Annotated in this window: 21 protein-coding genes and 1 riboswitch; of the genes, 7 read left to right on the top strand and 14 right to left on the bottom strand. The window is 60.0% G+C overall.

Annotation, left to right across the window (positions count from 1 at the left end; all coding sequences use genetic code 11):
* Positions 1-5 precede the first annotated feature (5 nt).
* Positions 6-1,523: a cardiolipin synthase gene (cls, locus tag JHD62_RS09905; RefSeq protein WP_199102752.1), complete on the bottom strand. Its 1,518-nt coding sequence runs from the start codon at positions 1,521-1,523 to the stop codon at positions 6-8.
* Positions 1,524-1,565: 42 nt separating this feature from the next.
* Here cls and JHD62_RS09900 point away from each other — a divergent pair, with 42 nt between their 5' ends.
* Positions 1,566-2,474, top strand: a complete 909-nt coding sequence (locus JHD62_RS09900; RefSeq protein ID WP_199102751.1) for an ion channel — start codon at positions 1,566-1,568, stop codon at positions 2,472-2,474.
* Positions 2,475-2,600: 126 nt separating this feature from the next.
* Entirely contained in the window at positions 2,601-3,524 is a 924-nt protein-coding gene (locus tag JHD62_RS09895; RefSeq protein ID WP_199102750.1) for a DUF808 domain-containing protein, read from the top strand.
* A gap of 1 nt (position 3,525) precedes the next feature.
* Here JHD62_RS09895 and JHD62_RS09890 read toward each other — a convergent pair whose 3' ends face one another.
* Positions 3,526-3,999: an Lrp/AsnC family transcriptional regulator gene (locus JHD62_RS09890; protein WP_045846266.1), complete on the bottom strand. Its 474-nt coding sequence runs from the start codon at positions 3,997-3,999 to the stop codon at positions 3,526-3,528.
* 138 nt (positions 4,000-4,137) lie between these two features.
* On the opposite strand from JHD62_RS09890, the gene phhA reads away from it, so the two are divergent.
* Positions 4,138-5,031: a phenylalanine 4-monooxygenase gene (gene phhA, locus JHD62_RS09885; protein ID WP_199102749.1), complete on the top strand. Its 894-nt coding sequence runs from the start codon at positions 4,138-4,140 to the stop codon at positions 5,029-5,031.
* Between the two features lie 82 nt (positions 5,032-5,113).
* Here phhA and JHD62_RS09880 read toward each other — a convergent pair whose 3' ends face one another.
* From JHD62_RS09880 to JHD62_RS09840, 9 genes are all read right to left on the bottom strand, one after another.
* Complete coding sequence (locus tag JHD62_RS09880) at positions 5,114-7,015, bottom strand: diguanylate cyclase (protein WP_199102748.1); 1,902 nt, start codon at positions 7,013-7,015, stop codon at positions 5,114-5,116.
* The gene (locus JHD62_RS09875; protein ID WP_199102747.1) at positions 7,008-8,093 is read right to left on the bottom strand and encodes an HD domain-containing phosphohydrolase; all 1,086 of its coding nucleotides are present in this window, start codon (positions 8,091-8,093) and stop codon (positions 7,008-7,010) included. The genes JHD62_RS09880 and JHD62_RS09875 overlap by 8 nt, the downstream gene beginning before the upstream one ends.
* A complete protein-coding gene (locus JHD62_RS09870; protein ID WP_199102746.1) occupies positions 8,093-10,864 on the bottom strand; it encodes a PAS domain-containing hybrid sensor histidine kinase/response regulator in 2,772 nt (923 codons plus the stop codon). Before JHD62_RS09870 ends, JHD62_RS09875 begins: the two co-directional genes overlap by 1 nt.
* Before the next feature lie 75 nt (positions 10,865-10,939).
* Positions 10,940-11,308, bottom strand: a complete 369-nt coding sequence (locus JHD62_RS09865; protein ID WP_062790120.1) for a response regulator — start codon at positions 11,306-11,308, stop codon at positions 10,940-10,942.
* Complete coding sequence (locus JHD62_RS09860; RefSeq protein ID WP_199102745.1) at positions 11,305-12,993, bottom strand: ATP-binding protein; 1,689 nt, start codon at positions 12,991-12,993, stop codon at positions 11,305-11,307. The genes JHD62_RS09865 and JHD62_RS09860 overlap by 4 nt, the downstream gene beginning before the upstream one ends.
* Before the next feature lie 262 nt (positions 12,994-13,255).
* Positions 13,256-14,077 (bottom strand): hypothetical protein, encoded by an 822-nt coding sequence (locus tag JHD62_RS09855; protein ID WP_199102744.1) that lies wholly within the window; start codon positions 14,075-14,077, stop codon positions 13,256-13,258.
* Between the two features lie 411 nt (positions 14,078-14,488).
* The gene (locus tag JHD62_RS09850) at positions 14,489-16,078 is read right to left on the bottom strand and encodes an EAL domain-containing protein (RefSeq protein WP_199102743.1); all 1,590 of its coding nucleotides are present in this window, start codon (positions 16,076-16,078) and stop codon (positions 14,489-14,491) included.
* Between the two features lie 613 nt (positions 16,079-16,691).
* Positions 16,692-17,210, bottom strand: coding sequence for a hypothetical protein (locus tag JHD62_RS09845; protein ID WP_199102742.1), 519 nt, complete (start codon positions 17,208-17,210; stop codon positions 16,692-16,694).
* Positions 17,211-17,384: 174 nt separating this feature from the next.
* Entirely contained in the window at positions 17,385-17,831 is a 447-nt protein-coding gene (locus tag JHD62_RS09840) for a hypothetical protein (protein ID WP_199102741.1), read from the bottom strand.
* Between the two features lie 967 nt (positions 17,832-18,798).
* On the opposite strand from JHD62_RS09840, the gene JHD62_RS09835 reads away from it, so the two are divergent.
* Positions 18,799-19,467: a hypothetical protein gene (locus JHD62_RS09835; protein WP_199102740.1), complete on the top strand. Its 669-nt coding sequence runs from the start codon at positions 18,799-18,801 to the stop codon at positions 19,465-19,467.
* On the opposite strand, the gene JHD62_RS09830 is transcribed toward JHD62_RS09835, so the two are convergent.
* From JHD62_RS09830 to JHD62_RS09820, 3 genes are all read right to left on the bottom strand, one after another.
* A complete protein-coding gene (locus JHD62_RS09830; RefSeq protein ID WP_199102739.1) occupies positions 19,464-20,651 on the bottom strand; it encodes a DUF1501 domain-containing protein in 1,188 nt (395 codons plus the stop codon). The genes JHD62_RS09835 and JHD62_RS09830 overlap by 4 nt on opposite strands.
* Positions 20,652-20,673: 22 nt before the next feature.
* The gene (locus JHD62_RS09825; protein ID WP_370541050.1) at positions 20,674-22,116 is read right to left on the bottom strand and encodes a DUF1800 family protein; all 1,443 of its coding nucleotides are present in this window, start codon (positions 22,114-22,116) and stop codon (positions 20,674-20,676) included.
* Between the two features lie 108 nt (positions 22,117-22,224).
* A complete protein-coding gene (locus JHD62_RS09820; protein WP_199102737.1) occupies positions 22,225-22,560 on the bottom strand; it encodes a hypothetical protein in 336 nt (111 codons plus the stop codon).
* A 178-nt stretch (positions 22,561-22,738) separates the two neighbouring features.
* A riboswitch (TPP riboswitch) is annotated at positions 22,739-22,830 on the top strand.
* A gap of 56 nt (positions 22,831-22,886) precedes the next feature.
* Here JHD62_RS09820 and JHD62_RS09815 point away from each other — a divergent pair.
* The 3 genes from JHD62_RS09815 to JHD62_RS09805 all read left to right on the top strand — a co-directional run.
* Entirely contained in the window at positions 22,887-23,894 is a 1,008-nt protein-coding gene (locus JHD62_RS09815; RefSeq protein ID WP_045846112.1) for a thiamine ABC transporter substrate binding subunit, read from the top strand.
* On the top strand, positions 23,894-24,475 hold the full coding sequence (locus JHD62_RS09810; RefSeq protein ID WP_199102736.1) for a GNAT family N-acetyltransferase: 582 nt from the start codon (positions 23,894-23,896) through the stop codon (positions 24,473-24,475). Before JHD62_RS09815 ends, JHD62_RS09810 begins: the two co-directional genes overlap by 1 nt.
* Positions 24,472-25,212: iron ABC transporter permease (locus tag JHD62_RS09805; RefSeq protein ID WP_199102735.1), on the top strand; the 741-nt coding region annotated here is incomplete at its 3' end. The genes JHD62_RS09810 and JHD62_RS09805, both read left to right, overlap by 4 nt.

The following is a 25,212-nucleotide window of genomic DNA, read 5'->3' as shown; positions in this document are numbered from 1 at the left end:
GCGCCTTACAGCAAGGGCCCAAGCATGGCGACCGCATTGTTCCACAGTCGTCGCCATAGCGGCCAGGCGCTTACCTGTTCCGGGCTTGCCAGGCTGCAATGCTGCAGGTATTGCTGCTGCCGCTGGCGCAAGGCCGTGGTGAGTTCCCGGTCGTGGCACAGCAGATTGTTTTCGTAGTTCAGCTCGAAACTGCGCCGGTCCAGATTGGCCGAGCCGATCAGGCAGAGGTCTTCGTCCACCGTCAGCAACTTGCTGTGCAGCAAGCCACCGTGATATTCGGCAATCACCACACCGGCGGCCAGCAGCTCGGCGTAATAGCTGCGGCTGGCGGCGCTCACCACCAGCGAATCGTTGCGGGCTGGCAGTTGCAAGGTGGTGGTCACCCCGCGCTGGGCCGCAGCGCACAGTGCCGATTGCAAGGCCTCGTCCGGCACATAGTAGGGGGTGGTGATGGTCAGGCTGCGCTGTGCGCTGTACATCAGCGCGACAAACAGTTCCGGCATGGCCGAATGGCGCGCGGTGGGGCCGGTGCCTATCACCTGGGCCAGCACGCCGGGACCTGAACTGTCCCGTGGTGGCAGTGGCGTGGCGCTCAAGAGCGGTAGCAGGTCTTCGTGGGTGGCCAGCATCCAGTCAGTGGCAAACAGCCGCTGCATCTGCTGTACCACCGTGCCTTCCACCCTGATCACCGCATCCACCCACGGGGCAAAGCGCGGCTTGATGCGGAATTCCGGGTCGGCACAGTTCTGGCTGCCGCAGTAGCCGGTGTAGTGGTCTATCACCACGATCTTGCGGTGATTGCGCAGGTCTATCCGCCCGCTGAACGGGCGCAGCAAGGGGTTGCCCACCGGCAGGGCTGCCGCCGCTTTCACGCCGGCGTCTTTCATCTGCTGCCACAGGGCGGAGCGCAACAGCAGGCGCGAACCCACATCATCCACCAATACCCGACAGCTGAGGCCTCGATGCGCGGCGCGCATGAGGGCCTGGGCTACCCGGCTGCCGTTGTTATCCGGTAGCCAGATATAAAAAAGAAGATGCACATGCTGCTGCGCGGCATCAATGTCCGCCACCAGACAGTCTATGGTGCTGTTGCTGTCAGCCTGCAATGCGGCCCGGTTATCCGCGCTGGGAGCAAAGCCGCTGATGGACTGGCCCACGCGAAACAGCTGCGCCGCAGTGGGGGATAGCGTGCTTAAGGGGACTGTCTGCGGCAAGGCGGGCAGGGCAGGCAGCCGCTGCTGGATGCGCGCCAGCCTGGCCATGCGGCGGCGGCCTATGCTTACTTCACCCAGCAGCAGATAGGCCAGCATGCCTAGCACCGGCATGGTGGCGACGACTACGGTCCAGGCTACCCGTGCGGCCGGGTCGCGGTTGGGGCGCAGCAGCACGCGCATGATCAGCAGCAGTTGCAGGCTGACATGCAGCAGGACGATGAGGGTGGCGGAGGCAGGCATGCCTTCCATCATGCCAGAGCCTGGCCGGCAGCGTCCAAAGCGCATGGCGGCCTGCATTGACGTCGCCATGGGCGCTGCACACAATGGCGGCTCACAGCAGGAGGGCGGAATATGGGTAGAGCAGGGGGCAAGGGCCGGCAGCTGGAGGTGGGCGGGCGCATCATTCATGTGCATCGCTTGCCGCTGAAACTGGGGCACGACATCTACCACGTGGCCATGACCATGAGCTGGCCGCAGTTTTACGTGGCCATTGCCGCGCTGTTTTTTGTGCTCAACATGCTGTTTGCCAGCTTGTACCAGCTGGGCGAGGCCAGCATTGCCAACCAGTTTCCGCGCGATTTCTGGGGCGCGTTTTTCTTCAGCGTGGAAACCCTGGCTACCGTGGGTTACGGCGACATGCACCCGCAAACGGTGTACGCCCACATCATCAGCATGCTGGAAATTTTCATCGGCATGATGAGCCTGGCGCTGGTGACCGGCGTTACCTTTGCCCGTTTTTCCCTGCCGCGCTCGCGCATCGTGTTTGCCCGGAATCCGGTCATCCGCCAGATGGATGGCGTGCCGGTGCTGATGCTGCGGGCCGCCAATGCCCGGCAGAATGTCATCGTGGATGCCACCGCCCAGCTGCATGTCCTGTTTGATACCGTCAGCCGCGAGGGCACCCGCCTGCGCCGCCTGCACGACCTCAAGCTGCAACGCCAGCACCATCCCATGTTCGTGCTCAGCTGGACGCTGATGCATGTGATCGACGAGCACAGCCCGCTGTACGGGCTGGATGCGGATGCGCTGACCGGCTTGCATGCCGGATTCATTCTGTCCATCAGCGGCAGCGATGAAATCACCCGCCAGAGCATGGCCTCACGCCATGTGTTCCGTCACGACGACATCCGCTGGAACCACCAGTACCAGGACTTGCTGTACACCGATGAACAGGGCGAAGACCACGTAGATTTCGGCCTGCTGCACGCCATCTCCCCCATGCCCGCCAGCCCGTCACAGCAGGATGCTCCCGGCATGTGATTCCCCGCAGCCTTGCTTCCGCTACAATGACACGGCCTGTCGCTCAGGACGGTCGGCCTCGATGCCGACTGCCAATAACAGCGGCGGTCCACCGGGCCAGCCGCATCAGGAAGTGAAGGAAAATTCATGGCGGGAGCCAGTCTGTTAACCTTGATTGATGATATTGCCACCGTGCTGGACGATGTGGCGGCCATGACCAAAGTGGCCGCGCGCAAGACCGCCGGGGTGCTGGGGGATGACCTGGCGCTGAATGCCGAGCAAGTGGCCGGCGTACGCGCCGAACGCGAATTGCCGGTGGTATGGGCCGTGGCGCGCGGTTCCTTGCGCAACAAGGCCATCCTGGTACCGCTGGCACTTGCACTCAGCGCCTTTGCGCCGTGGGCAGTGATGCCCTTGCTGATGCTGGGCGGGGTTTATCTTTGCCTGGAGGGCATGGAAAAGCTGGCGCATCCGCTGCTGCACGGCAAGGAAGAAGATGCCGCCCATGATGCCGAACTGGACGCCATGCTGGCCGACCCGGCCATCGACCTGCTGCAGGTCGAAGCGGAAAAAGTAAAGGGTGCCATCCGGACCGATTTTGTCCTGTCGGCGGAAATCATCGCCATCACGCTGGGCACGGTGGCATCGGCCGCCTTTAGCTCGCAACTGGTGGTGCTGGTGGGCGTGGCCTTGATCATGACCGTAGGCGTATATGGTTTTGTCGGCCTGCTGGTGAAGCTGGACGATATCGGCCTGTTCCTGCTGCGCCGTGGCGGTGCCATCAACAGCCTGATCGGACGCGGGCTGATCCAGGGCATGCCCTGGCTGATGAAGGCACTGGCGGTGATTGGCACCGTGGCCATGTTCATGGTGGGTGGCGGCATCATCAGCCATGGCTGGCCCTGGTTGCACCACGCCATCGAAGGCCTGGTACACCCGCTGTCGCACCTGCCGGGTGTCGGCGCTTTGGCCCGCCTGCTGTTGCCCGCCATTCTGGATGTGCTGGTGGGCATGGTGGCCGGTACGCTGGCGCTGGGCCTGCTGCTGTCCTGGCAGCGCCTGCGCCGCTGATTCAGCTGCGTGTGTGTGGCAGTGGCAGTTTGCTGGTGTGCTTGATGGCGTCCAGGATGATGGTGGATTTCACGCTGCGCACCAGTGACAGCTGCATCAGCCGGTTCATCACAAAGCGCGACAGCGAGGGCAGGTCCTCCACCACGATGCGCAGCAGGTAATCGGCCTCACCCGCGGTGGCATAGCACTCCAGCACTTCCGGCAGCGCGTGGATGGCCTGGGCAAATTCGCGCAAGGCGCTTTCGTTGTGCCGCTCCAGGCTGACATGGGCAAAGGCCATCACCGACAGGCCTATCCGGTCCGGCAGGATATTCACCTGATAGCCCTGTACCACCCCGTTTTCTTCCATGCGTTGCAGGCGACGGCCTATCTGCGATGCCGACAGCGGAATCTCTTGTGCCAGTTTCTGGTGCGTGCTGCGTGCATCCTGCTGCAAGGCTTGCAGGATTTGCCAGTCAAAGCGGTCCAGTTCCATTTTTGCTTATTTCCTGCGTGAATTGACGGTTTTGTGCGGGAAGTATGCAAAAAAATTGCCTTATTGGCAAAACTTGCGGACCTGCCGCAGGCGCGGGCTTCTACACTGAAGACATCCCCACCTACCGGATGTGCCGCCATGAACGAGCGCAGCGATTTTGTCGTTCCCGACATCACCACCCGCAAAAATCTGGGCCTGACCCACGATGCGGCCGATTACACCCTGCCGCAGCCGCTGGAGCGTTACAGCGCGGCCGACCACGCCACCTGGGCCACGCTATACCAGCGCCAATGCGCGATGCTGCCGGGGCGGGCCTGTGACGAGTTCATGCAGGGCTTGCAGCAGCTGGAAGTGGACGCCGACCAGGTGCCGGACTTTGCCGTGCTCAACCAGAAGCTGCTGGCGGCCACCGGCTGGCGCATTGTGGCGGTGCCGGGGCTGATTCCGGATGATGTGTTTTTCGAGCATCTGGCCAACCGCCGCTTTCCGGTGACCTGGTGGCTGCGCGAACCACACCAGCTGGACTACCTGCAAGAGCCGGACGTGTTTCATGACCTGTTCGGCCATGTCCCGCTGCTGATGAACCCGGTGTTTGCCGATTACCTGCAAGCCTATGGCCAGGGTGGCATCAAGGCCAAGCACCTGGGCTTCCTGCCGGTGCTGGCGCGCTTGTACTGGTACACGGTGGAGTTCGGCCTGATCAACACCCCGCAGGGCATGCGCATTTACGGTGCCGGCATCGTGTCCAGCAAGTCCGAGTCGCAATATTGCCTGGATAGTGCCAGCCCCAACCGTGTGGGTTTTGACCTGCAACGGCTGATGCGTACCCGCTATCGCATTGACACCTTCCAGAAAACCTATTTCGTCATCGACAGCTTCCAGCAGCTGTTTGATGCCACGGCGGTGGACTTCACCCCCATCTACCAGCAGTTGTTGCAACAGCCGGTACTGGGTGCCGGGGACATCGCCCCGGACGACAAGGTATTCCAGCGTGGCAATCGCGAAGGCTGGGCGGACACCGACGACCTGTAATCAGCTGCCGGTTTTGCCAGCCATGAAATGACAAGGGCCAGCGCCGTGACGGCAGCTGGCCCTTGTCATGTACCGCGTAGGGTCAGTGGGCCGCTTCCACCCGGTTGCGGCCGGTGCGCTTGGCGCGGTACAGCGCCTGGTCTGCACTCTTGATCAGCGCTTCCACCGACTTGTGCTGTGCCTGGTTTTCCGCCACGCCAATGCTCACCGTCAGCGACAGCGACAGCCCGGCCGTCACCAGATTGCGGCTGGCCAGCGTGGCACGGATGCGCTCGGCCACCTGGATGGCGGTATCCAGCCGGGTATCGGGCAGGATGATGAGGAATTCCTCACCGCCAAAGCGGCAGATGATGTCGGTACGTCGGCAGAACAGCCGCAGGATGCCGGCAAATTGCTGCAGGATGTTATCGCCCACATCGTGGCCGTGTTCATCGTTCACCACCTTGAAGTGGTCGATATCCAGCATCAGTGCCGACAAGGGCTGTTGCGCCAGCCGCGCTTCTTCCCAGATTTGCGGCAGATAGCGCATGGCATAGTGACGGTTGTACAGGCCGGTGAGGCCGTCGGTCTGGGCCGCTTCCTGTGCCAGCCGGTTATCGATGGACAGCTCTTCCAGATGACGGCGCAGGCGGGCCTGTTCCTGGCGCAGGTTCTGCTGTTCCAGAATGATGCGCTGTCCGGCCTTGAGCCGGGCTTGCAGGATGCGCGGCGGTATCGGCTTGCTGATGAAGTCGTCCGCGCCGCTGCTGAATACGGCAGCCAGATTGTCTTCGTCATCCAGAATGGTCAGCACGATGATGTACAGCTGCCGCCCGTCCGGCAGGGCGCGCAGGCGGCGGATCAGCTCCATGCCGTCCATTTCCGGCATGGCGAGGTCGGTAATCACCAGTTGCGGCGGCTGTTTTTGCACCAGCTCGAATGCTTCCTGACCGTTGGCGGCAACATCCACCTGATGGCCGAGGATCTGCAGCAGCCGCTGCAGCATCATGCGCTGGCTGGCTTCATCCTCCACCACCAGGATATGCAGCGGTGGCAGTTCTTCTTCCGCACCTGCGGGTTCAGCTGGTGCAGGCTGGCGGCGCTCCAGCAGCGAGAAGGACTCCTGCCTTGGCGTGCTGATGGACAGCTGGGCGCTCCAGTCGCGCCATTCCTGCACCACCTCGTCGCACAGCCTTGGAAAATGCGTCGGGTCCACTTCCAGCCGGCAGGCCTGCTTTTTCAGTTCTTCATAGCCATGTGCCCGGGCCTGGCCTTCCAGCAGGCAGACATCGGCCAGACGGCTGGCCAGATGCAGGCACAATGCCAGCCTGCCGGCACGTGAGTGTTCCGCCACATCCACCGGCGGCAGGTCTTCATGCTGGCGCACGGCATCGCAGAACATGCCTGGCAGGCCCCAGTCGCGCAACAGGGCGCCAGCAATGTCCAGGTGGTGGTAGCCGAAGCGGCTTTCTTCCTCGCGTGTCATCCCCCGTGCATAAGGGTTGCCCTGCGCCTGGATCAGTGCGCCATACTCGACCGGATGCAGGGTGGCCATGGCCAGCTGGCCAATGGAGGAGAGGATGCCGATGGTAAACAGCTCGCCTGGCGGCGCAATGCGCAACTGCTGACCCAACAGCTGCATGGCTGCACCACAGGCCAGCGCACGCGACCAGTGCAGGTTGTAATCGAATTGCTGGCATTCGCCACGGTGGTGTTCCGCCACCAGGGCAAAGGTGAGGGCAATCTGGCGTACCGCATTCAGGCCGATGGACATCAGCACATCCGGCGTCAGCGCCACCGCCGGGCGGCTGCGTACGAAGGAGGCGGAATTGGCCAGCTTGAGCAGGCGGCCAATCATGACCGGATCGGTATTCAGCACGGCAATCAGCTCGGGCAGCGGCACATTGTTGTGCTCGCTCAACTCCATGATTTTCAATACCGTGCCCTTGGGCGAGGGCAGATTACCGCTGATTTTCAGTTCGTTGAACTTGCTGGCCTCAAGCATACGGCGCTCCGGGTGGCATTTGCGGCATGCTGAACAGCTCTTGTTCGTCGGCGTATTGCTGGCGGATGTTCATGACTTCGGGCCACAGGGCAAACAGCGCTTCGACACAGGCCGGGTCGAAGTGACTGCCCTTGTTGCTTTCAAGGTAGTGCCTGGCTTTTTCCAGTGGCCAGGCTGGTTTGTAGGGGCGTGAGGAGGTGAGGGCGTCAAACACGTCCGCCACCGCCACGATACGGCCCCATAAGGGAATATCCTCGCCGCGCAGGCCATGCGGATAGCCGCTGCCATCATATTTTTCGTGATGGCTCAGCGCCACTACGGCGGCGCATTGTAGCAAGGGGGAGACGGAGCCATTGAGAATTTCATGCCCGAACAGCGGATGCTGGCGCATGATGGCCATTTCAGGTTCGGTCAGCCTGCCGGGTTTTAGCAGGATGGCATCCGGAATGCCCACCTTGCCGATATCGTGCATGGGGGCGGCTTCCTGCAGCATTTCCTGTTCGGACTGGGGCAGGCCCAACTGGCGGGCAATCAGCCGGGTATAGGCCGACATGCGTAACAGGTGGGCGCCGGTTTCCGGGTCGCGGTATTCTGCTGCACGCGACAGGCGCAGGATGGCTTCTTTCTCCCGGGCACGGATTTCCGTCGTGGCCAGTTTGACTTCTTCCAGCAACCAGGCGGCACGGTTGGCCAGCTGTTGGCTGCTTTTGCGCAGTGCCAGCAGGTTGCGCACCCGTACCGTCAGCTCCACCTTGTCCACCGGTTTGGTGAGGAAGTCGCGCGCGCCCTGTTGCAAGGCCAGGTGACGTACATCGCGTTCGGTATCGGCGGTGACCATCACTACCGGCACATCCTGCCGTTGCGGCAGGGCAAAGAAGCGGCGCATGAATTCCAGACCGTCCATCTCCGGCATCATGTAGTCCAGCAAGACCAGGTCCGGTTCCTGCTCGGCACACCAGGCCAGTGCCAGTTGCGGGTCGGCAAAGGTGTCCACCGTCACGCCTTCCAGCCGTTGCAGGATATGGCGTAGCAGCAAGAGGTTGGTGTCGTTGTCGTCCACCACGATGACGTGGGACATCAATCATCCTTTCCGTACGCGGCAATGAAGGCCAGCAGGTCTTCCATTTCGGTTTCAATCTGTGCGGCAATGTGCCGGATGGCATCCGGCTTGCCATCCAGCGCAGCGGCGTGCAGTTGACCGGCCAGCGAGGCCAGCGCATCGGCACCGACATTGGCAGCGCTGCCCTTGAGCTCGTGCGCCAGTTGCCGCAGCCCCTGTCCGCCATGACGCATGTCCAGCCGCAGGCGTTCGCGCCAGCGTTGCAGCGAGTCGCGGAAGATATCCAGCATTTCGGCAATGCCTGCCGGGTCGTCGCCCAGAAACTCGGTCAGGCGCTGCACGGTCAGGCTGCCTTGTACCTGGCCACGCGGTGTTTTTGCTGCGGTGGCCGTTGCGGTGGCTACGCCAGCCTGTTGGGGCAGCCAGTGTTCCAGCAGGTTTTTGAGTCTGGCGTATTCAATGGGCTTGGCCAGATAGTCGTCCATGCCTGCTGCCAGGCACAGCTCGCGATCCCCCTCCATGGCATTGGCGGTCATGGCGATCACCGGCAGGTGCCCACCTTGTGCCGACTCACTTTCCTGTCGGCGCAGCTGCCGCGTGGCGGCGTAGCCATCCATGCCCGGCATCTGGCAGTCCATCAGGATGGCATCATAATGCCGCTGTGCTATTGCGGCCAGCGCTTCGTTTCCGTCGCTCACCACATCAACCCCATAGCCCAGCTTGTGCAGCATGCTGGCGGCCACGCGCTGGTTCACCGGGTTGTCTTCGGCCAGCAGCAAATGGTGATGGCGCTGCGCGCTGGCAGTCTGCGTGATCTGGCTGTTGCTCACTTCCGGGGTGTGCAGGCGGATGGTGCCTGGTGCCCATTGAATGGTCAGTGCATCCAGCAGCGCAGATTGCTTCATCGGCTTGTGCAGCACGGCAATGCCTTGCTGGGCCAGGCTGGTTTTGCGCTGGTTGTCCTGTCCTTGCAGGCAGACCACCAGCGGGATGCCTTCTACGGCCAGAGTTTGTGCTGCCTGCTCCAGCGTGGCATCCGGCAAGGGTTCCACCAGCAGCAGCACATCGGGCTTGCTACCGGCTGCATCCAGTCGGCGCAGGGTTTCCAGCAGGCTTGCCAGGCTGTCGGCGCAGTGGTGCGGTATGGCCCAGCTGTCCAGATAGTGATGCCACAGGGATTGCTGACAGGCATTGTCGCCAGCCAGCAGTACCAGATGCTGGTCAAGCTGTGGGCCTGCCGAGAGGCAGCTGTCACCCTTGATGGCATGCAGCGGGATGCTGATCCAGAATTCCGAGCCTTGGCCCAGCGTGCTTTCCACCCCGATGCTGCCACCCATGGCCTCGGCCAGCCGTTTGCAGATGGCCAGTCCAAGGCCGGTGCCGCCGTATTTGCGGGTGGTGGAGCTGTCGGCCTGGGAGAAGGGCTGGAACAAGCGGCTTCTGGCCTGCTCGGACAGGCCGATGCCGGTGTCCTTGACACACAGCCGCAGCTGTTTTTCGTCGTTGCCTTCGACGGTGGCGGAAACCAGCACCATGCCCTGTTCGGTAAACTTGATGGCATTGGACAGCAGGTTCAGCAGGATCTGGCGCAAGCGGGTAGGGTCGCCTTGCAGGCTGTCCGGTACTTCCGGTGTGGCAAAGCTGGCCAGGGTCAGGCCCTTGCCATGTGCCTTGTTGGCCAGAATGTCCACCGTGCCTTCCAGCAGCTGGCGCAGGGAAAAATCGATGGTCTCGATTTCCAGCCCGTCAGCTTCAATCTTGGAGAAGTCCAGGATGTCGTTGATGATGGACAGCAGGGTGTCCGCCGACATCTTGATGGTGCGGGCAAAGTCGGATTGCTCGGCATCCAGCGGGGTGTCCATCAGCAGGTCTATCATGCCGATCACCCCGTTGAGCGGCGTGCGGATTTCATGGCTCATGGTGGCCAGGAATTCGCTCTTGGCGCGCGCCGCCGCCTCCGCCGCCTGTGTGGCCTGCCGCATTTCCTGTTCGCGCAGCCGCATGGCGCTGACATCGGCAAAGGTGGTGACACTGCCCACCAACTGGCCTTCCAGCAGCAGCGGGGTGTTGCTTACCCGCACTGCCACCATGCTGCCGTCCTTGCGGAAGAACACTTCATCGCTGGAGTGATAAGTACTTTTCTGCCGTACTGCGTCGTAGATCGGGCAGTCTTCCACGGACAGCGGCGCACCGTCAGCACGGTGGTGGTGAATGTGCTCGTGCACGTTCTTGCCGTGCAGCTCTTCCAGCTGCCAGTGCAAGATGCGTTCGGCCTGCTGGTTCATGTAGGTCAGCAGCCCGTCCGTGTCCATGGCGATGATGCCATCGTCCATATTGTCCAGCAGGGTGGACAGCCACAGCGCCTGTTTCTTTTGTGCGGTCAGATCGCGCAACACCACCTGCACACCATGACCGGGCAAGGGAAAAAAGCAGGCCTGCATCGACAGTGCCTGGCCCATGCGGTCGTGCATCACCAGCGCAATGGCTTGTGGTGCCTGGCCTGTTTGCAAGTGTTGGCACTGGGTGCGGAATGCAGTCCGGCTATCCTCGGCCAGCAAAGGGTAGATGTTGAGCGTGCCCAGTTCCGACGCGCAATAGCCCAGGCTTTCCAGCCAGGCTTGATTGGCGTGCAGCAGTTGTCCGTCCTGCCGGCAGGAGAGTATCAGGTCGCCCAGTTGCTCCAGCTGTTGCAAGGCGGCGTGCTGAAAGTCGAAACCTGCCGCCGGTGCAGGTGCCGGGCTGGTTTCGGCGCGTGTTGTGGTATCGGGCTGTCTGTTTTGTTCTTGCACGGCCAGCGGTGCTCCACCTGGGTTTATCAGGCAAGGGTTGTCATGGTCATTCTGCGGGTGTTTGCCAGCACAACATCACTTGATGCTGTCCAGCGCCGCCACCAGGCTGTCGCGGGTCAGCGGCTTGGTGACAATGGCGTTGAAACCCGCTTGCAGAATGGTTTGTTGCTCGTCACTCATGGCGTGTGCGGTGTAGGCAATCAGGTGCAGGTTTTGCCAGCGCGGCTCCTGACGCAGCTGGCGGCACAGTTCGATGCCGCTCATGCCCGGCATGCTGATGTCCAGCATCACGCAGTGGTAATCGTGCTGCTGCAGATGTTCCAGTGCTTCGAAGGCGCTGGCGGCCTGATCGGTCTTCCAGCCCATGCGTTGCAGAAACAGGCCTGCCACCTTGCGATTGATTTCGTCATCATCAACGACAAGAATGGTGTCCAGCTTGCTCATGCTTGTTTTCCTTCCAGCGGAATGCTGACGTGGAACACCGTTCCCACGCCGACTTGTGATTCGAAACTGACCTTGCCTTCCATCAGCCGCACCAGCTCCTTCACCAGTGCCAGCCCCAGGCCGGAGCCGCTTTGCGCCCGGGTGAGGAAGGCTTCTGCCTGACGGAATTGCTCGAATACCAGTTGTTGCTGGTCTGCCGGAATACCGCAGCCGGTATCGCGGATAGCCAGCTGCAACTGGTGAGCGCTCACCTTGGCCGTCACTTGTATGCTGCCTTGCTCGGTAAACTTCACTGCATTGTGCATCAGATTGTTCACCACCTGGGTCAGTTTGGTCTGATCCAGCCGGAAGTGTTCCGGGCAGCCAGCGGCCTGCTGGTAGTCAAATTCCAGCTGCAAACCCTTGCCTTCCGCCTTGGGCCGGAACAACTCCACCGTGTCACGCAACATCCGCGCCAGATCCACCTCCACCATTTCCATCGGCATGCGGCCGGCCTCGATGCGCGCCATGTCCAGAATGGAATTCACCAGCGTCAGCAAATGCTGGCCACTCTTGTGGATCATGCTGGCGGTTTCCAGATCCCCTGGGTCACTCAGGGTGGCTTGCAGGAATTCCGAACAGCCCAGAATGCCGTTGAGCGGGGTGCGCAACTCGTGCGACATGTGCGCCAGGAATTCCGACTTCATGCGGTTGGCCGATTCGGCTTGCGCCTTGCTGTTTTTCAGCCGTACCGCCATCTGGTACATCACGAAACCGGCGGCACAAATCAGCAGGCTGACTACACTGGCCACCAGGAAGTAAGCATTGCGGTGTTCGTAGTAGTCGGCCATGGCCTCGTTTTCGCCCACCCCCATCAATACGGCAAGCGGGTAGCCTTCCACCGCACGGAAACTCACGGTGCGCTGAATCTGGTCGATGCTGCTCAACTGCTGGTACTGGCCGTGGTCCTTGCCCGGCCATTGCCTGAACAGCCCGCTGGCGTGGATGTCCATGCCGATGCCCGCACCACCTGCACTGGTTCGGGCCCGGACGATGCCGTCCTGGCCTACCAGGGTCACCACCCCGGTCTTGCCCAGGTTGAGGTCTTTATAAAAGCTGGTGAAATAAAAGGGATCGACCGATACCACCACAACGCCGCCAAAACTGCCATCCGGCTTGTTGATACGGCGGGTGAATTGCAAGGACCACTTGTTCGAGGCACGTCCCTTGAGCGGTTTGCTGATGAACAACTGGCCACTGTCCTGTGCAATATGCACCTTGAAGTGTTCCCGGTCGCTCAGGTTCATGCGTTTCGAGTTGGGCAGGCTGGAGAGTTCCAGCATGCCATCCGGGCCGATGATGTACAGGCCCACAAACAGCTGGCTCTGGATGATGCCCTTGTCCAGATAGCTGCGGATATTCATCTTGTTGCCTTCGGTCTCATACTGGTACTTCAGGAAGAGAACCGACTGGTCCACCGCGCGAATGGTGCGCGAAATGTGTTCCTCGAACACCCGGACCAGGTTTTCGCTCTGGCGCTGCATTTCCAGCTGGCTGCGTACCTTGTCGGTATTCACCTGCCACAACACCGCGCTCCAGATCATGGCAATCAGGAACAGGCTGAACAATGGAATCATCCATTCCAGGTTCAGCACACCAAGCCCATGCTCAAACAGCCGGGCAACTCCCCGTTTCTCTTGTTTCATCTCTCTCCCGCCCGCAGTATCCGTAGGCAACCAGAATCTTGTTTTATCTCTCTGGCAGGTACTGCAAGAAACGACAGGTGAACGTCAGCCTGTCCCCGGCCCTGCTGTCATGCACTGTTTGATCCGGTTTGCACCACGCTATGTTTTTCAGCCTTGCGGCATGCTACCTCGCCTGCTGTAGGCGTACTTTGACATAAGGCATGCTCCTGTCTTTTATAGGATTCATCTTTAAAAACCGACAGGAATTCCAAGCAATGACTATTTAAATCACCGCCCACAAGGCCAGCATCACCCCGACTATCAGCACGCCCATCAAAATTTGCGAGGTATTGCGTTCCTTTTGCAGGGCCGACTTCATACTGCTGTGCGCAGCTTCCAGCCGGTTGACCTTGTCCTCCAGCGCCACGCGCGACTCATCCTGCATGGCCAGCGATTGCAGCATGGCTTCGCCGCCTACCTCCTGGATATGGTCCTTGTCCCACACGCCCAGCAAGCGGTTGATCTTGTCCTTGAAAAACAGGCCGCTGCGTTGCGCCGCATCCTGCCAGTCAAACTGGAAACCCTGGCTGGCGTAAAAGGCGTTGCGCCGCAGCTTTTCTTCTTCGCTGGCATTACCGGTAATGGCAATCAGGCCGGGGCTGATGGCGTAGTCCGGGTAGGCACCTTTGACCCAGGTGATGGTCTGGGCAAACAAAAAGGTATCCAGCCCGAGGTTTTGAAAAGCCTCGGTGCAGTTGATGCCGTTCTTGGGGCCGAAGGTAACCGAACGGCTGGGATGGTCCACCCGCACCCAGGCGCAGTTGTAGGCAACGTGGAAGCGGGCATCGTCATTGGCATAATGCTGCCATTGGCTGCCTTCTATCCTGGCAAAACCACGAAATTGCAGGCGGAAGAAATCTGATTGACTTGTCATGGCACGGCTGCGATGCAGGATGCCATAGACCGGAGCCGAGCCTGCGGTCAGGGTAAGCACCGATTCCCCCAGCGGCATGGCCAGGGTGGCGAGGGTATTCTCGCTTTCCGGGGCGCGCAGCTCGGGCTCGGGCGGCGGGGCCGGTTTACTGGTATTGGCAGGCGTGTTCATGCGCTAATCATAGCGTACTCATGCAACAGCGTTGTGCAGGAAATCCTGAAATCGGTGCATGAAGGGCGTGCTATTGGTGCGGCGCAACAAAATTTGTCTGGTTTTACTGACGATTTATCCCGAAAAAAGCTGGCACGGTGTTTGCATAGTAGTAGGGGCATACCCGGTGGCGCCGGGTTTGCGAGTGAGTCTGTCCCGTTGCAATCTGCGGCTTTAATCGTGCATCAAGCCAGGCCTGGGCAATTTGCCCAGGCCCTTTTTTTGTCTGCATATTGCTGCAATGCTCCGCCAGTTTCCCGCCGTGTTGCTGGCTGCCAAGCGCCATCAGGCAGGCCTCAAGGTTCTTGGGCAGGTGTTTCTCCGGCAATCGCCTTGCTTGCCTTTCACGTGAGAAAAGCCTTAGCCGCTGCGTTAGCAAGAGGCGCTGGACTGAAGTTTGTGCAGCTGTTGCTCCAGCGCCACCACGCGCAGCGTCAATTCATGCTCGGTAGTGAAATCGGAAATGATGCCGTACCAGGCCAGCACCTCGCCTTGTTCGTTCAGTGATGGAAAGGCACGGCTGCGCATCCAGCGCCAGCTGCCATCCGGCCACAAAATGCGGAATTCAATCAGAAACGGCTGCTTGCTGGGCAGGTGCTTCAGCCAGGTTTCGCGTACACGAACCCGGTCGTCGGGATTCATGCGTGCCAGCCAGCAAGCGTGACGCTCCTGATAACTGGCATCTGCCGGGCAATCGACGAATTCACCCATATAGTCAACCAGCCCGTCGCAATTGGCGCGCCAGGTGACATTCGGGCCCAGCTCCAGCACAGTCCGGAAGTGGGTTTCGCTTTGCCGCAGCTGCTTTTCCGCTTCTACACGACTGGTAATGTCCACCAATACCAAGGACACACCCAGCGGAAGTTGCTGGGCATCGACAATGCGTTGATGGGCGATCAGGAAGGCAGTACCGCTGGGTTGATGGCGGTACTCGGTGGTTTCACAGACTTCACCCGCCATGACCCGCACCAGCACCGCCATCAGGTTGGGGGTCATTTCATGGCCGAATATCTGGCTGGCCGACTTGCGCAGAATGTAGTCCAGCTCTACACCCAGATAGCGGGCCAGCAGCTGGTTGGCACTGACAATGCGCATCTGGCAATCGATGAAGCACAAGCCAACCGGGGAGTCCTGGTACAGCGCTTCCAGCTGGTGCAGGCGCTGGAAGGGCGACAGGTCCAGCGTGGTCTGGGTTGGTTCTACGCCCCATTGCTGCAACAGCTGCAAGGCTTGTGCCGCCGGCACCGCCGGTGACCACAAAAAGCCCTGTCCGGCATCGCAACCCAGTTTGCGCAGTACGGCGGCCTGTTCCGTGCTTTCCACGCCTTCGGCGACAACGGTCAGCCCCAGGCTTTGGCCAAGCCCCAGCACGGCAGTCACGATCCGCAGCGATTGCGTATCGCTGCTTAAGGCCGCCACGAAACTGGCATCGATCTTCAGCTCATCAAACGGTAGTGAATTCAGCCGGGTCAGACTGGAATAACCGGTGCCAAAATCGTCCAGCGACAGCGCCATGCCGTGTCGTTTGAGGTCATCCAGCACCTGCTGCACGGAGGCGTTATCGTGGAACAGCTCGCTTTCGGTGATTTCAATCACCACCCGTGACAAGGGAAAACCACTGCTACCTACAGTGTCCAGCAGGTCGCTCACCAGTGTCGGTAACAAAAACTGGCTGGGTGCCAGGTTGAATGCCAGCGAGAATTGACCCGGCCAGCTTGCAGCCACATGGCAGGCCTCGCCCATCAGTTGCAGCAGCAGGGCATGCAACATGCCGCTGCGCTCGGCCAGCGGAATGAAAATGGCAGGGGAGACACGTCCATATTGCGGGGAGTTCCAGCGCGCCAGCACCTCGAAGCCACAAACGTGCCCGTTGACCAGATTCAACTGGGGCTGGAAGGCTGGCCAGAATTCACCAGCCGCCAGGCCATGCCGCAAGGCGGCTTCGGATACATTGTCGGTCACATTATCTCCCCGTTCTTCCTCCGCAGTGTGAGGACGTGAGAAACCACAGCATCATCAAAGTATTCTATGGTAATTGACTACTTTACGTGAGCTTGATTGTGAGGTGGGACGGTGGCGTATTTGAATCATGCATCGGGCGGTGGAGCAGCAGGGGGGAGTCCGCTTCGGTGCTGACTCACTGTCCGGTCATTCCTGTCATCTTCACCATCACAGTAAAACAGGTTGTATCCGCTAACGCGGATGGTGATTTGGATGCCGCTTCCGCGCGGCGGACGGGAAAGAGGGCTTGCCTGGCCAAGCCCTCCTTCACCTCCAAGGCCACCCCACAAGCATGGCCTGCGGCTACCCGACAGGGCCCGACCGGGGCGAGGCGCGCCTGAACTCGCGATTTGCTAACGTCAAATCGCTCAAACAGGGCAGGCGCTTAAGACCTCGCCCCGTTCACCCGTCGGCATGCTTGACGGGGCCCAAGGGTCGCGTTGGTGCGGTGAAACGTCAAGCAATGTGGGGGCTTCGTGTGCCGAGTCAGAACTACTGCAAAGTGGAACTTCTGCTTTCGACCCGAAGCAGACATCCTAAGAGATTTGTCTTTTCACTATTTAGTCAAATATCTTTACTTCAAAATGCATTGAGTAATAATCATTGCCATTTCCTGAACGTGCGCACACTCAAAGTCCTGACACGGCATTGAATAAGAATCCCCATCGTTTAATCTTACCAGTAGTAATGCATATGTTTTTTTTCTGAAAAATATCTTCTTAATATCAACCTCGACAGAGGCAATCATATCTAATCGGATTCGCCAGAATAATTGATCATTTCTTGCGGCGATAAGCTCTTTCTGATTTAACGTGAGCCTAGTTACCATCTTTCTTTTTTCAAAAATGGATTCACCCTGAAGCAGAAACGTACCATCGGACGCTGATATAAATGAAGTTGGGGTATCATTTCTTGGCTTCTTATTGGCCAACCCCATTAAGAACACAGCCAATGACAGTGTCGGTGCAATGCCATTCCACAACCTAAAAACTATCGATAGTAGTGCAATCGTCCAAAAAAATATGCTTGCGATTCGCAATAGCGTTCTTATTGTTTTATTTGGCGCTAGTGATAGTATTTTAGACCAGTTCAAAATTAAAACTCCGCATTAAGCTTTTTAACACCAACCCTAAGTCTGCATTTTTTATTTTAAGGAATAATTGGTATGCATCGAGGGTGCGGCTATCTGGCCGATAGCAGTCTGATATCAATGTCTTCAATCGACCCTGAGCGGCCTCTCTTTTTCTTATGTCTACAGTCACAATTCTCATACTTCACATTTTTTATATATTTTTATTGCAAGCTGCCTAATGGATCGTGCTGCTAAAATCTCCTGCCTGCTCAGTACTGCTGAGTAAGGCCCGATCAGTGTTCGAGAGGTATCTCTGTATCCGGAATATATCAGGTCTATTATTTTGTCATTTGGCTTCATTTTTAAATAGTTGACATTGTAATTTTCACCCCAAAATTGACAGAGTTTTAGTGCAATGTATTTTTCAGGGCCAAATTGAGCCATAAATTCTTCTTCGTTTTTTGCGGGTATATTTTTTTCAAAGAAAACGGCAGCCTCCCTTTTTATTTTTGCACTAGCGTATTTAATATGGATTGCCATCAGTATGAATATAATGAGAAGTATCCATGGAATGGGCGTGCCATAAGCAACAATAAAAATATATATAAAAAATAAACACAGAGATATCAATACGAGCAGCATTAAGTCAAGTCCTTTTTTTATTTGGCTGTGTCTAATTGGACCAATACCAAGCAAAGAATTGCAAATGGTTTTGAATGAAAATTGAAATTAATATGGCCACTTGCACAACTAATGAAATGCCAACAGTGTCAACTGTTGGCCGACATCAGCCATTTTAGCTCAATGGCATTAACATATCCTTAGCCTACATCAGCACTCCATCTACACCGTACTTCTCTACCGCAAGCACCGTACCAACGCGCTCTTGGGCCCCATCAAGCATGCCGACGGGTGGCGCTGCTGCGGTTTTAAGCGGCTGGCTGTCTGAGCGATTGGACGATAGCCAATCGCGAGTTCCAGCCGTGCCGCAGCAGTGTCAGGCCCCGGAGGGGAGCCGCAGGCCATGCTTGCCGGGGTGGCCTTGGAGGTGAAGGAGGGCTTGGCCAGGCAAGCCCTCCTTCCCGTCTGCCGCGCGGAAGCGGCACTCAACACATCATCCGCGTTTGCGGATGCAAAACCCTGTGATTTCCGCCACTGTTACTCGCACCGAGGCGGAACGCCCCTGTAACTCCGGGGCTTCCGCCCTACGGACTGGTACTTTGCCAAAGCCATGCGTGGTGAGGATTTTTCTGGCAAGGCGCAGGCATGTGCCCGGAGGTGTCAGCGGTAAATCCTAAACGCTGACATACCTGCACGTCTTGCCAGTGTTTGCGGCGGTCCTTACCCTTGTTCTCCTGTTGTCAGGTTCTTAGTCTTGGCCTCCTGTGCGTAACAACACAGCATGGGTCTGGCGACCCTGGCATATGGCACGCAGCTGCTCCGGTAGTTGCTTGTTGCACTCGTGTACCTTCATGTCTTCAATGGCGGGCCGGGTGGGGAGACCTTACGGTCTGCCGGGTCCATGTGCCGGTTCGCCAGCCCCGCTTTGGCTTGCCACCCGTCTGGCGATGGGGGGGCAATGACTCGTTTGCCACATGGAGCTTCTGACATGAAAAAAGCACCACCTCTCAGTAGTACCTCCCCGCCCATCCAGTTCCGCTTCAACAAGAAAACCCTTGGTGTCTTTCCATTGGCACAAGGCCCGCGCTTTGTCGCGGCCGATATCGCCAAACTGCTCAAATACCGGGATGAAACCGCCCTGCAAACCGCACTGGGCAAGAAGGCTGGTTGCCTGCTGACGCCCGCCAGTGGCCCGGCCCTGCTTACCCTGAGCGAAACAGAACTGCGCGATGTACTGCGCACCTGCGGCAAACCACAGGCGCAACAACTGCAAGGCTGGCTGGACGACACCCTGCTACCCATCTTGCGCAAAGGCACACACGCTGATCAGGACAAGCTGCAACTGGCCTACGCACTGGCCGGTGAGGCGGCGCGGCAGGTGGGGCAGGCGGTGTGGGAGTCGGTATTGGCGGGGGAGGCGGACTGGCAGCAGTCGCGCTGGCTGATTTCCCTGCACTATCAGATGGAGCAGGGACAGCGGCGGCCATCCGGCAAAACAATGGCCTTGCAGGCCGAGGTGAGTACGCTGACGGCCTTGGCCGATGGCGTGGCCCAGGCGGGGCCGCTGCCGGTGAGTACCCGCGAGCTGGTCAAACTGGCGGCAGCTTGCCATTTGCGCCTGGCCGAGCGCATGCAAAAGCAGGCGCTGCGGGCTTAGGCGCGTAGCAGCGGCAGCCGGCCAAAGCGCTGGCCGAACAGGCTGGTGGCGTCTTTCCCCCACCAGTCTTGCACCACGGTGCTGTACAGCTGGCGGAAGTCGATGGCGTAGGGCAGGTTGCCATCGGTCAGCCCGGCCAGCGGGGCGGTCTGGCCGTACAGGCCGCCCTTGACGCGTCCACCCAGCAGGAAGTGGCTGTTGGCGGTGCCGTGGTCGGTGCCGCGATTGCCGTTTTCGCGCGGGCGGCGGCCAAATTCGGCATAACTCAATACCAGGGTGTCGTCCCAGCGGCCTTGCGCCTGCATGCGGGTTTTGAGCAGGGCCAGGCCGTCGGCCAGTTCGCCCAGCAGGCGGGCCTGGGTGGGCTGCTGGTTGCCGTGGGTGTCAAAGCCGGTAAGGGTGATGCGCGCCACGGCAATGCGGGTGCCGTTTTGCAGGATATCAGCCAGGGTGTTGATGGCCTGGGCAAAGCCGCCGACTGCTTTGGGGGGAGCGGTGGGGGCGTCGGCCGGGTTGGCTGGTGGTTTCATCACCGGTTGTTGCAGGGCGCTGGCGGCGGTGCGGATGTCGCCTTCCACTTTCAGGATGTGGGACAGCGCGCTGCTGTGCGCGCCGGCTTGCTGGTCGGCCGCCAGCTTGGCTTGCCGGGCAAAGTCTTGCGGATTGTTCAGCACTACGGCACGGGCACCGCCATCCAGCGGGCCCAGGTTCTGGCTGGACAGTACCACGCCATCGGCAGCAAAACCGGGCGGGGTGGGCTGGCTGCGAAACAGCCGGGTGAGCCAGCCTTCGCCCAGATACTGATTGCTGGCCGAGGCGGTTTCCCAGATTTCGATGGAGCGGAAGTGGGACAGATTGGGCTCCGGGTAGCCTACGCCTTGCAGCACGGCTACTTCCTGCTTTTGCCATAGCGGCAGCAGGCTTTGCATGGCCGGGTGCAGGCCCACTTGTTCGCTCAGTTGCAGTACTTGCGGGCGGGCAATGGCTATGCTGGGGCGCAGGCGGTAATAGTCGTCACTGACGTAGGGGATGACGGTGTTCAGCCCGTCATTGCCGCCCTTGAGTTCCACCAGCACCAGCAGGCGCTGGTAGCCGGCCGGGGCCAGTGCATAGCTGAGATTGGGCAGTACCGATACCAGCAGGCCGGCACTCATGGCTTTGAGAAATTCGCGGCGTTGAAACATGGCAGTTTCCTTAATGGGCGGTTCAGTGCACCTGGTAGGCCGGGTCCAGCAATAGCGGGGCAATGGCCTGGGCACCATTCATGTCGGCCGGCAGTGGCTGGGCGGGGGGCACGGCCAGCAGCAGGCGTGTGGCATCGGCAGCAGTGTTGACGTGGTAGATGGCGGCCCATTCGTCCGGTTGCAGCTTGATGGGACGCAGACCAGCCTGCACCAGGCGGCGGATACGGGCTTCGCGGCCACGTTGTTCGTCCATCTGGCCATCGGCCATGACAAAGCTGTTGCGGATGGGGGCGGCGTCGTGGCTCAGGCGGTCGAGAAACTGTTTGCGGGTGAGCAAGGTGGTGCTGTTGATCCAGCTATCGCCACCGGGCCAGCCCTTGACATTGGGCGGATTGAACACGTCCTGCCCCAGCTGGCGGTTAAGTCCGGCCAGCGCACGCCAGTCCGGCGGAGTGAGGTCGAAGGTCACCAGTGTGCCCACGGTCAGTTCCACCGGCGATTTCACCAGCTGGCCCTGGCTGTTCCAGAAAGCCGGGGTGAGCAGCATGGCGCGCAGCAGCGGGCGGATTTCGTAATTGTCACGGTAGAACAGCGCGGACAGGCGCTGGATGTCGGCCTCGTTCGGTGTGGGGGAAACCAGGTATTTCCACAGCTTGAGGGTGACAAAGCGGGCGGTTTGCGGCTGGCGCAGCAGCATGTCCAGCACGTCGTCGCCATCAAAATTCCCTTGCTGGCCAAAGATGGTCTTGTCGCCGTTGTCATGCAGGTTCGGCCGGTAGACAAACTGGAAGTCCTTGTCCAGCGACCAGCCGGTAAAGGCGCGGGCGGCTTCGCGGATGTCCTGCTCGCTGTAATGGCCTTCGCCCAGGGTGAACAGTTCCATCACCTCGCGGGCAAAGTTTTCATTGGGCTGGCCCTTGCGATTATTCACTGTGTCCAGGTAGCGCATCATGGCCGGGTCGCGGGCGATGGCGTGCAATAGCTGGCCGAAATTGCCCACCGCCTGCTTGCGCAGCAAAACATTCTGTTGATACATCAGCTGTGGCACACCCACCTTGTCCAGGCCGGAAACAAGATGGTTGTGCCAGAAAAGGGTCATTTTTTCGGTCAGCGGGCTGGGGCTGATGCGCATTTCTTCCAGCCACCAGCCACGCAGTTCCAGCGCGTGTTCATTGCGCTCTTTTTGCAGCGCTTTCTTTTCGTCTTCAGTCAGATTGGGCTTGCCTGGTCGTTCAAACGGTTCGTTGACCCAGGCGGGCGGGGGGGTGAGGGCGGTGTAGCTGACGTGATCGAGCAGCCGGTCCACCGCCTGCTGGCGGCTGAGCGGTGCATACAGGGCAATTTGCGCCGGATTTGCCCCGAAACCGGTACGGGACAGCAAATGACGCGCACCGGCCTCGCCGATGCCGGCCCAGGCTTGCAGCGGCAGCATGGCAAGCAGAAGCAGACGGATGACAATGTTCACGGATGGCCTCGCAGCAAAAACCGGCCCGCAACACGGCGCGGTAGCTGCTGCCAGTGCTGCGGGGTGCGGTAAGAATGGGCTGGCGGGCGGCCAGCCCATGGCTGGATTTTACTTGCCGATTTCCTTGCTGACCGTGTTTTCTTCCTGGTTCAGGGTTTTTTGTTCCTGCTTGGTGATGTGGCCGTGGTTCTGGCGGGCATCGGCACGTTCCTGGCGGCGGATGGCACGGTCTTGCTGGTGCAGTTCGTGTGCTTGTTGCTTGCTGATTTCGCCTTCCTTGCGTTCCTGGTGGATGCGCTTGTCCTGATTGGCCAGGCGGTGGTTCACTTCGGCGCGGCGCGGGTGCTGTTTTTGCCATTCGGTTTCGGCCGATGCGGTGGCGGACAGGCTGGCGAAGGTGACGGCGGACAGGCTGATCAGCATGATGCGGGTAGTCAGTTTCATGGTGGTGCTCCTTCGGGTTATCTGGTGATTCGGGTTGAACAAGCGTGCTGTTGTTGTGAATTCATCATGGCGGGAAAGTGTGTACAATCCATTGTTTGTTGGCGGCAGGGTGTTAATTTTCGTGAAAAACGGGTAACGCCTTGTAAGCGAACATGTCGGCAGGTATCTGAAGGATGCCGCCAATCACCAGGGGTGCCCCGCGCGGGCTGAGAAACACCCTAGAACCTGAACTGGATAATGCCAGCGGAGGGAGCGTGATGCAGAAGGCCAACCCGTCTGTTGTTTCGCTTGCTCCGGCGATTGCGCTTTGTCGCACGGAGAATGTCATGCAATTGTTCAAAACCACCACCTTGCTGGCCGCGCTGCTGGCCGCAGGCCTGTCCCACGCTGCCGAGTTGCGCGTACTCACGCATAGTTCTTTTGCCGTGGCCAAGCCGCTGCTGGCCGAGTTCGAAAAGCAGAACGGCGTCAAGCTGAGCATCATCAAGGCGGGGGACGCCGGGGAGATGGTCAACAAGCTGATCCTCACCCGCGCCAACCCGATTGCCGACGTGGTGTACGGCATCGACAACACCCTGATTGGCAAGGCTGAAACTGCCGGTGTGCTGCTGCCGATGAGCGACAAGGGCGGCGCGGTGTCGCTGCCCGGTGCAGTGAGCATCGATTACGGCTATGTCACGCTCAACTACGACAAAGCCTGGTTTGCCAAAAAGCAGCTGCCGCTGCCCAAAACACTGGATGACCTGACCCGCCCGGCCTACAAGGACCTGCTGGTGGTAGAAAACCCTGCCACCTCCAGCCCTGGCCTGGCATTCTTGCTGTCCACCATTTCCGCCATGGGCGAAGCCAAGGCCATGGCCTTCTGGGGCAAGCTGCGCGATAACGGCGTGAAGGTGAGCAAGGGCTGGACCGAAGCCTATTACACCGATTTCTCCCGCAATGGCGGTGCCCGCCCCATCGTGGTGAGCTATGCCACCAGCCCGGCGGCGGAAGTGTTCTACAGCAAGGAAAAGCTGACCGCCTCGCCGACCGGCAACCTGTTGTTGCCTGGTGCCGTGTTCCAGCAAGTGGAAGGTGCGGCGCTGGTGAAAGGCGGCAAGGAAGCGGCGCTGGCGCGCAAGTTTGTTGAATTCCTGCGCTCGGACGCGGTGCAGAAGGATATTCCCACCAGCATGTGGATGTACCCGGTGCAGCCGGGCATCGCGCTGGATCCGGTATTCCAGCATGCGGAAAAACCGACGGCGCACACCACGCCGGATAGCCGCCAGATTGCCGCCAAAACCACCGCCTGGGTAGGCAAGTGGACCCGCATCGTGCTGAAGTCCGGCCAGTAATGCAGCCACTTATACCTCCAGCCAGTACCGTGCCGGACATCGTCAGCCCGCGACTGATCCTGCGTCATCTGACGCCGGACATGCTGCGGGCCAGCATGCAGGCGCGGCTGGCCGAAGCAGCACGCTGGCTGGGCGCGCCCTTGCCCATCAGCTGGCTGGAGGAAGCGGCAGTGATGTCGCTGCGGCTGGACCAGATGGAAAACGAGCCGGACTACGCGCCATGGTCGATGCGCGCCATGCTGTTGCGCGAAACCGGCCAGCTGGTGGGGCATATCAACTTTCATACCTGTCCGGGCCACCCTTACCTGAAGGGGCGCGGTGATGTGGAGCTGGGCTATACCGTGCTGCCCGCCTTCCGGCGTCAGGGCTATGCCACCGAAGCCTTGACCGCCTGTGCCGACTGGGCGGTCCACACCGCCGGGGTGAAGCGTTTTGTCTTGTCCATCAGCCCGGACAATCTGCCCTCGCAGCAGCTGGCGGCCCGGCTGGGCTTTCGCTGGCTGGAGCGGGTGGAAGACCCGGAAGACGGCCCGGAAGACGTGCTGGTGGCCGACTGGCCCTTCGTGCAGGACCATGCATGACAGCGCGCCGCCGTACCTTTGCGCTGGCGCTGTTGCCGCTGGCCTTTCTGTTGCTGATGTCCATCCTGCCTCTGCTGCGTTTGCTGCAAGAGGGGCAGGGGCAGTTTTCTGTAGGGCTGCTGGCCGATTCCTACCTGCAATGGCGTATTGTCTGGTCGCTGCTACAAGCGGCCGCCAGCTGTGTGGCCGCGCTGCTGGTGGGCCTGCCGCTGGCCTGGTGTCTGGCGCGCTATCAGTTTCCGGGACGCCGCCTGACGCTGCGCCTGCTGATGCTGCCCTTTGTCATGCCCACGCTGGTGGCCGGCATGGGCGTGCTGGCGCTGTTCGGTCCGCAAGGCTTGCTGGGTATCAATCTGCAGGACACGCCCTGGCTGCTGCTGTACGGCAATCTGTTTTTCAATCTGCCACTGGTGATTCGTGCCGCGTGTGAAGGCTTGTCCCTGATACCGGCCAGCCGCATTGCGGCGGCGCGCACGCTGGGTGCCACGCCGTGGCGGGTGTTCTGGCGGGTGGAGTGGCCAGCGGTGCGGCCCTGGTTGTGGTCGGCGCTGTGTCTGGTGTTTTTGTATTGCTTCTCCGGTTTTGGTCTGGCGCTGCTGCTGGGCGGACAGCGTTATGCCACGGTGGAGGTGGAAATCTACCAATTGGTGGCCTACGAGCTGAATCTGGCCGATGCCGGTGCACTGGCCGTGCTGATGCTGCTGGTGACCGGGCTGATGGCCACGCTGTATGCCTGG

Source organism: Aquitalea sp. ASV11, from assembly GCF_016429185.1.
Taxonomy (GTDB): Bacteria; Pseudomonadota; Gammaproteobacteria; order Burkholderiales; family Chromobacteriaceae; genus Aquitalea; species Aquitalea pelogenes.
The sequence above is the reverse complement of the archived record's forward strand: the minus strand, read 5'-3'. Positions and strand labels throughout refer to the sequence as shown.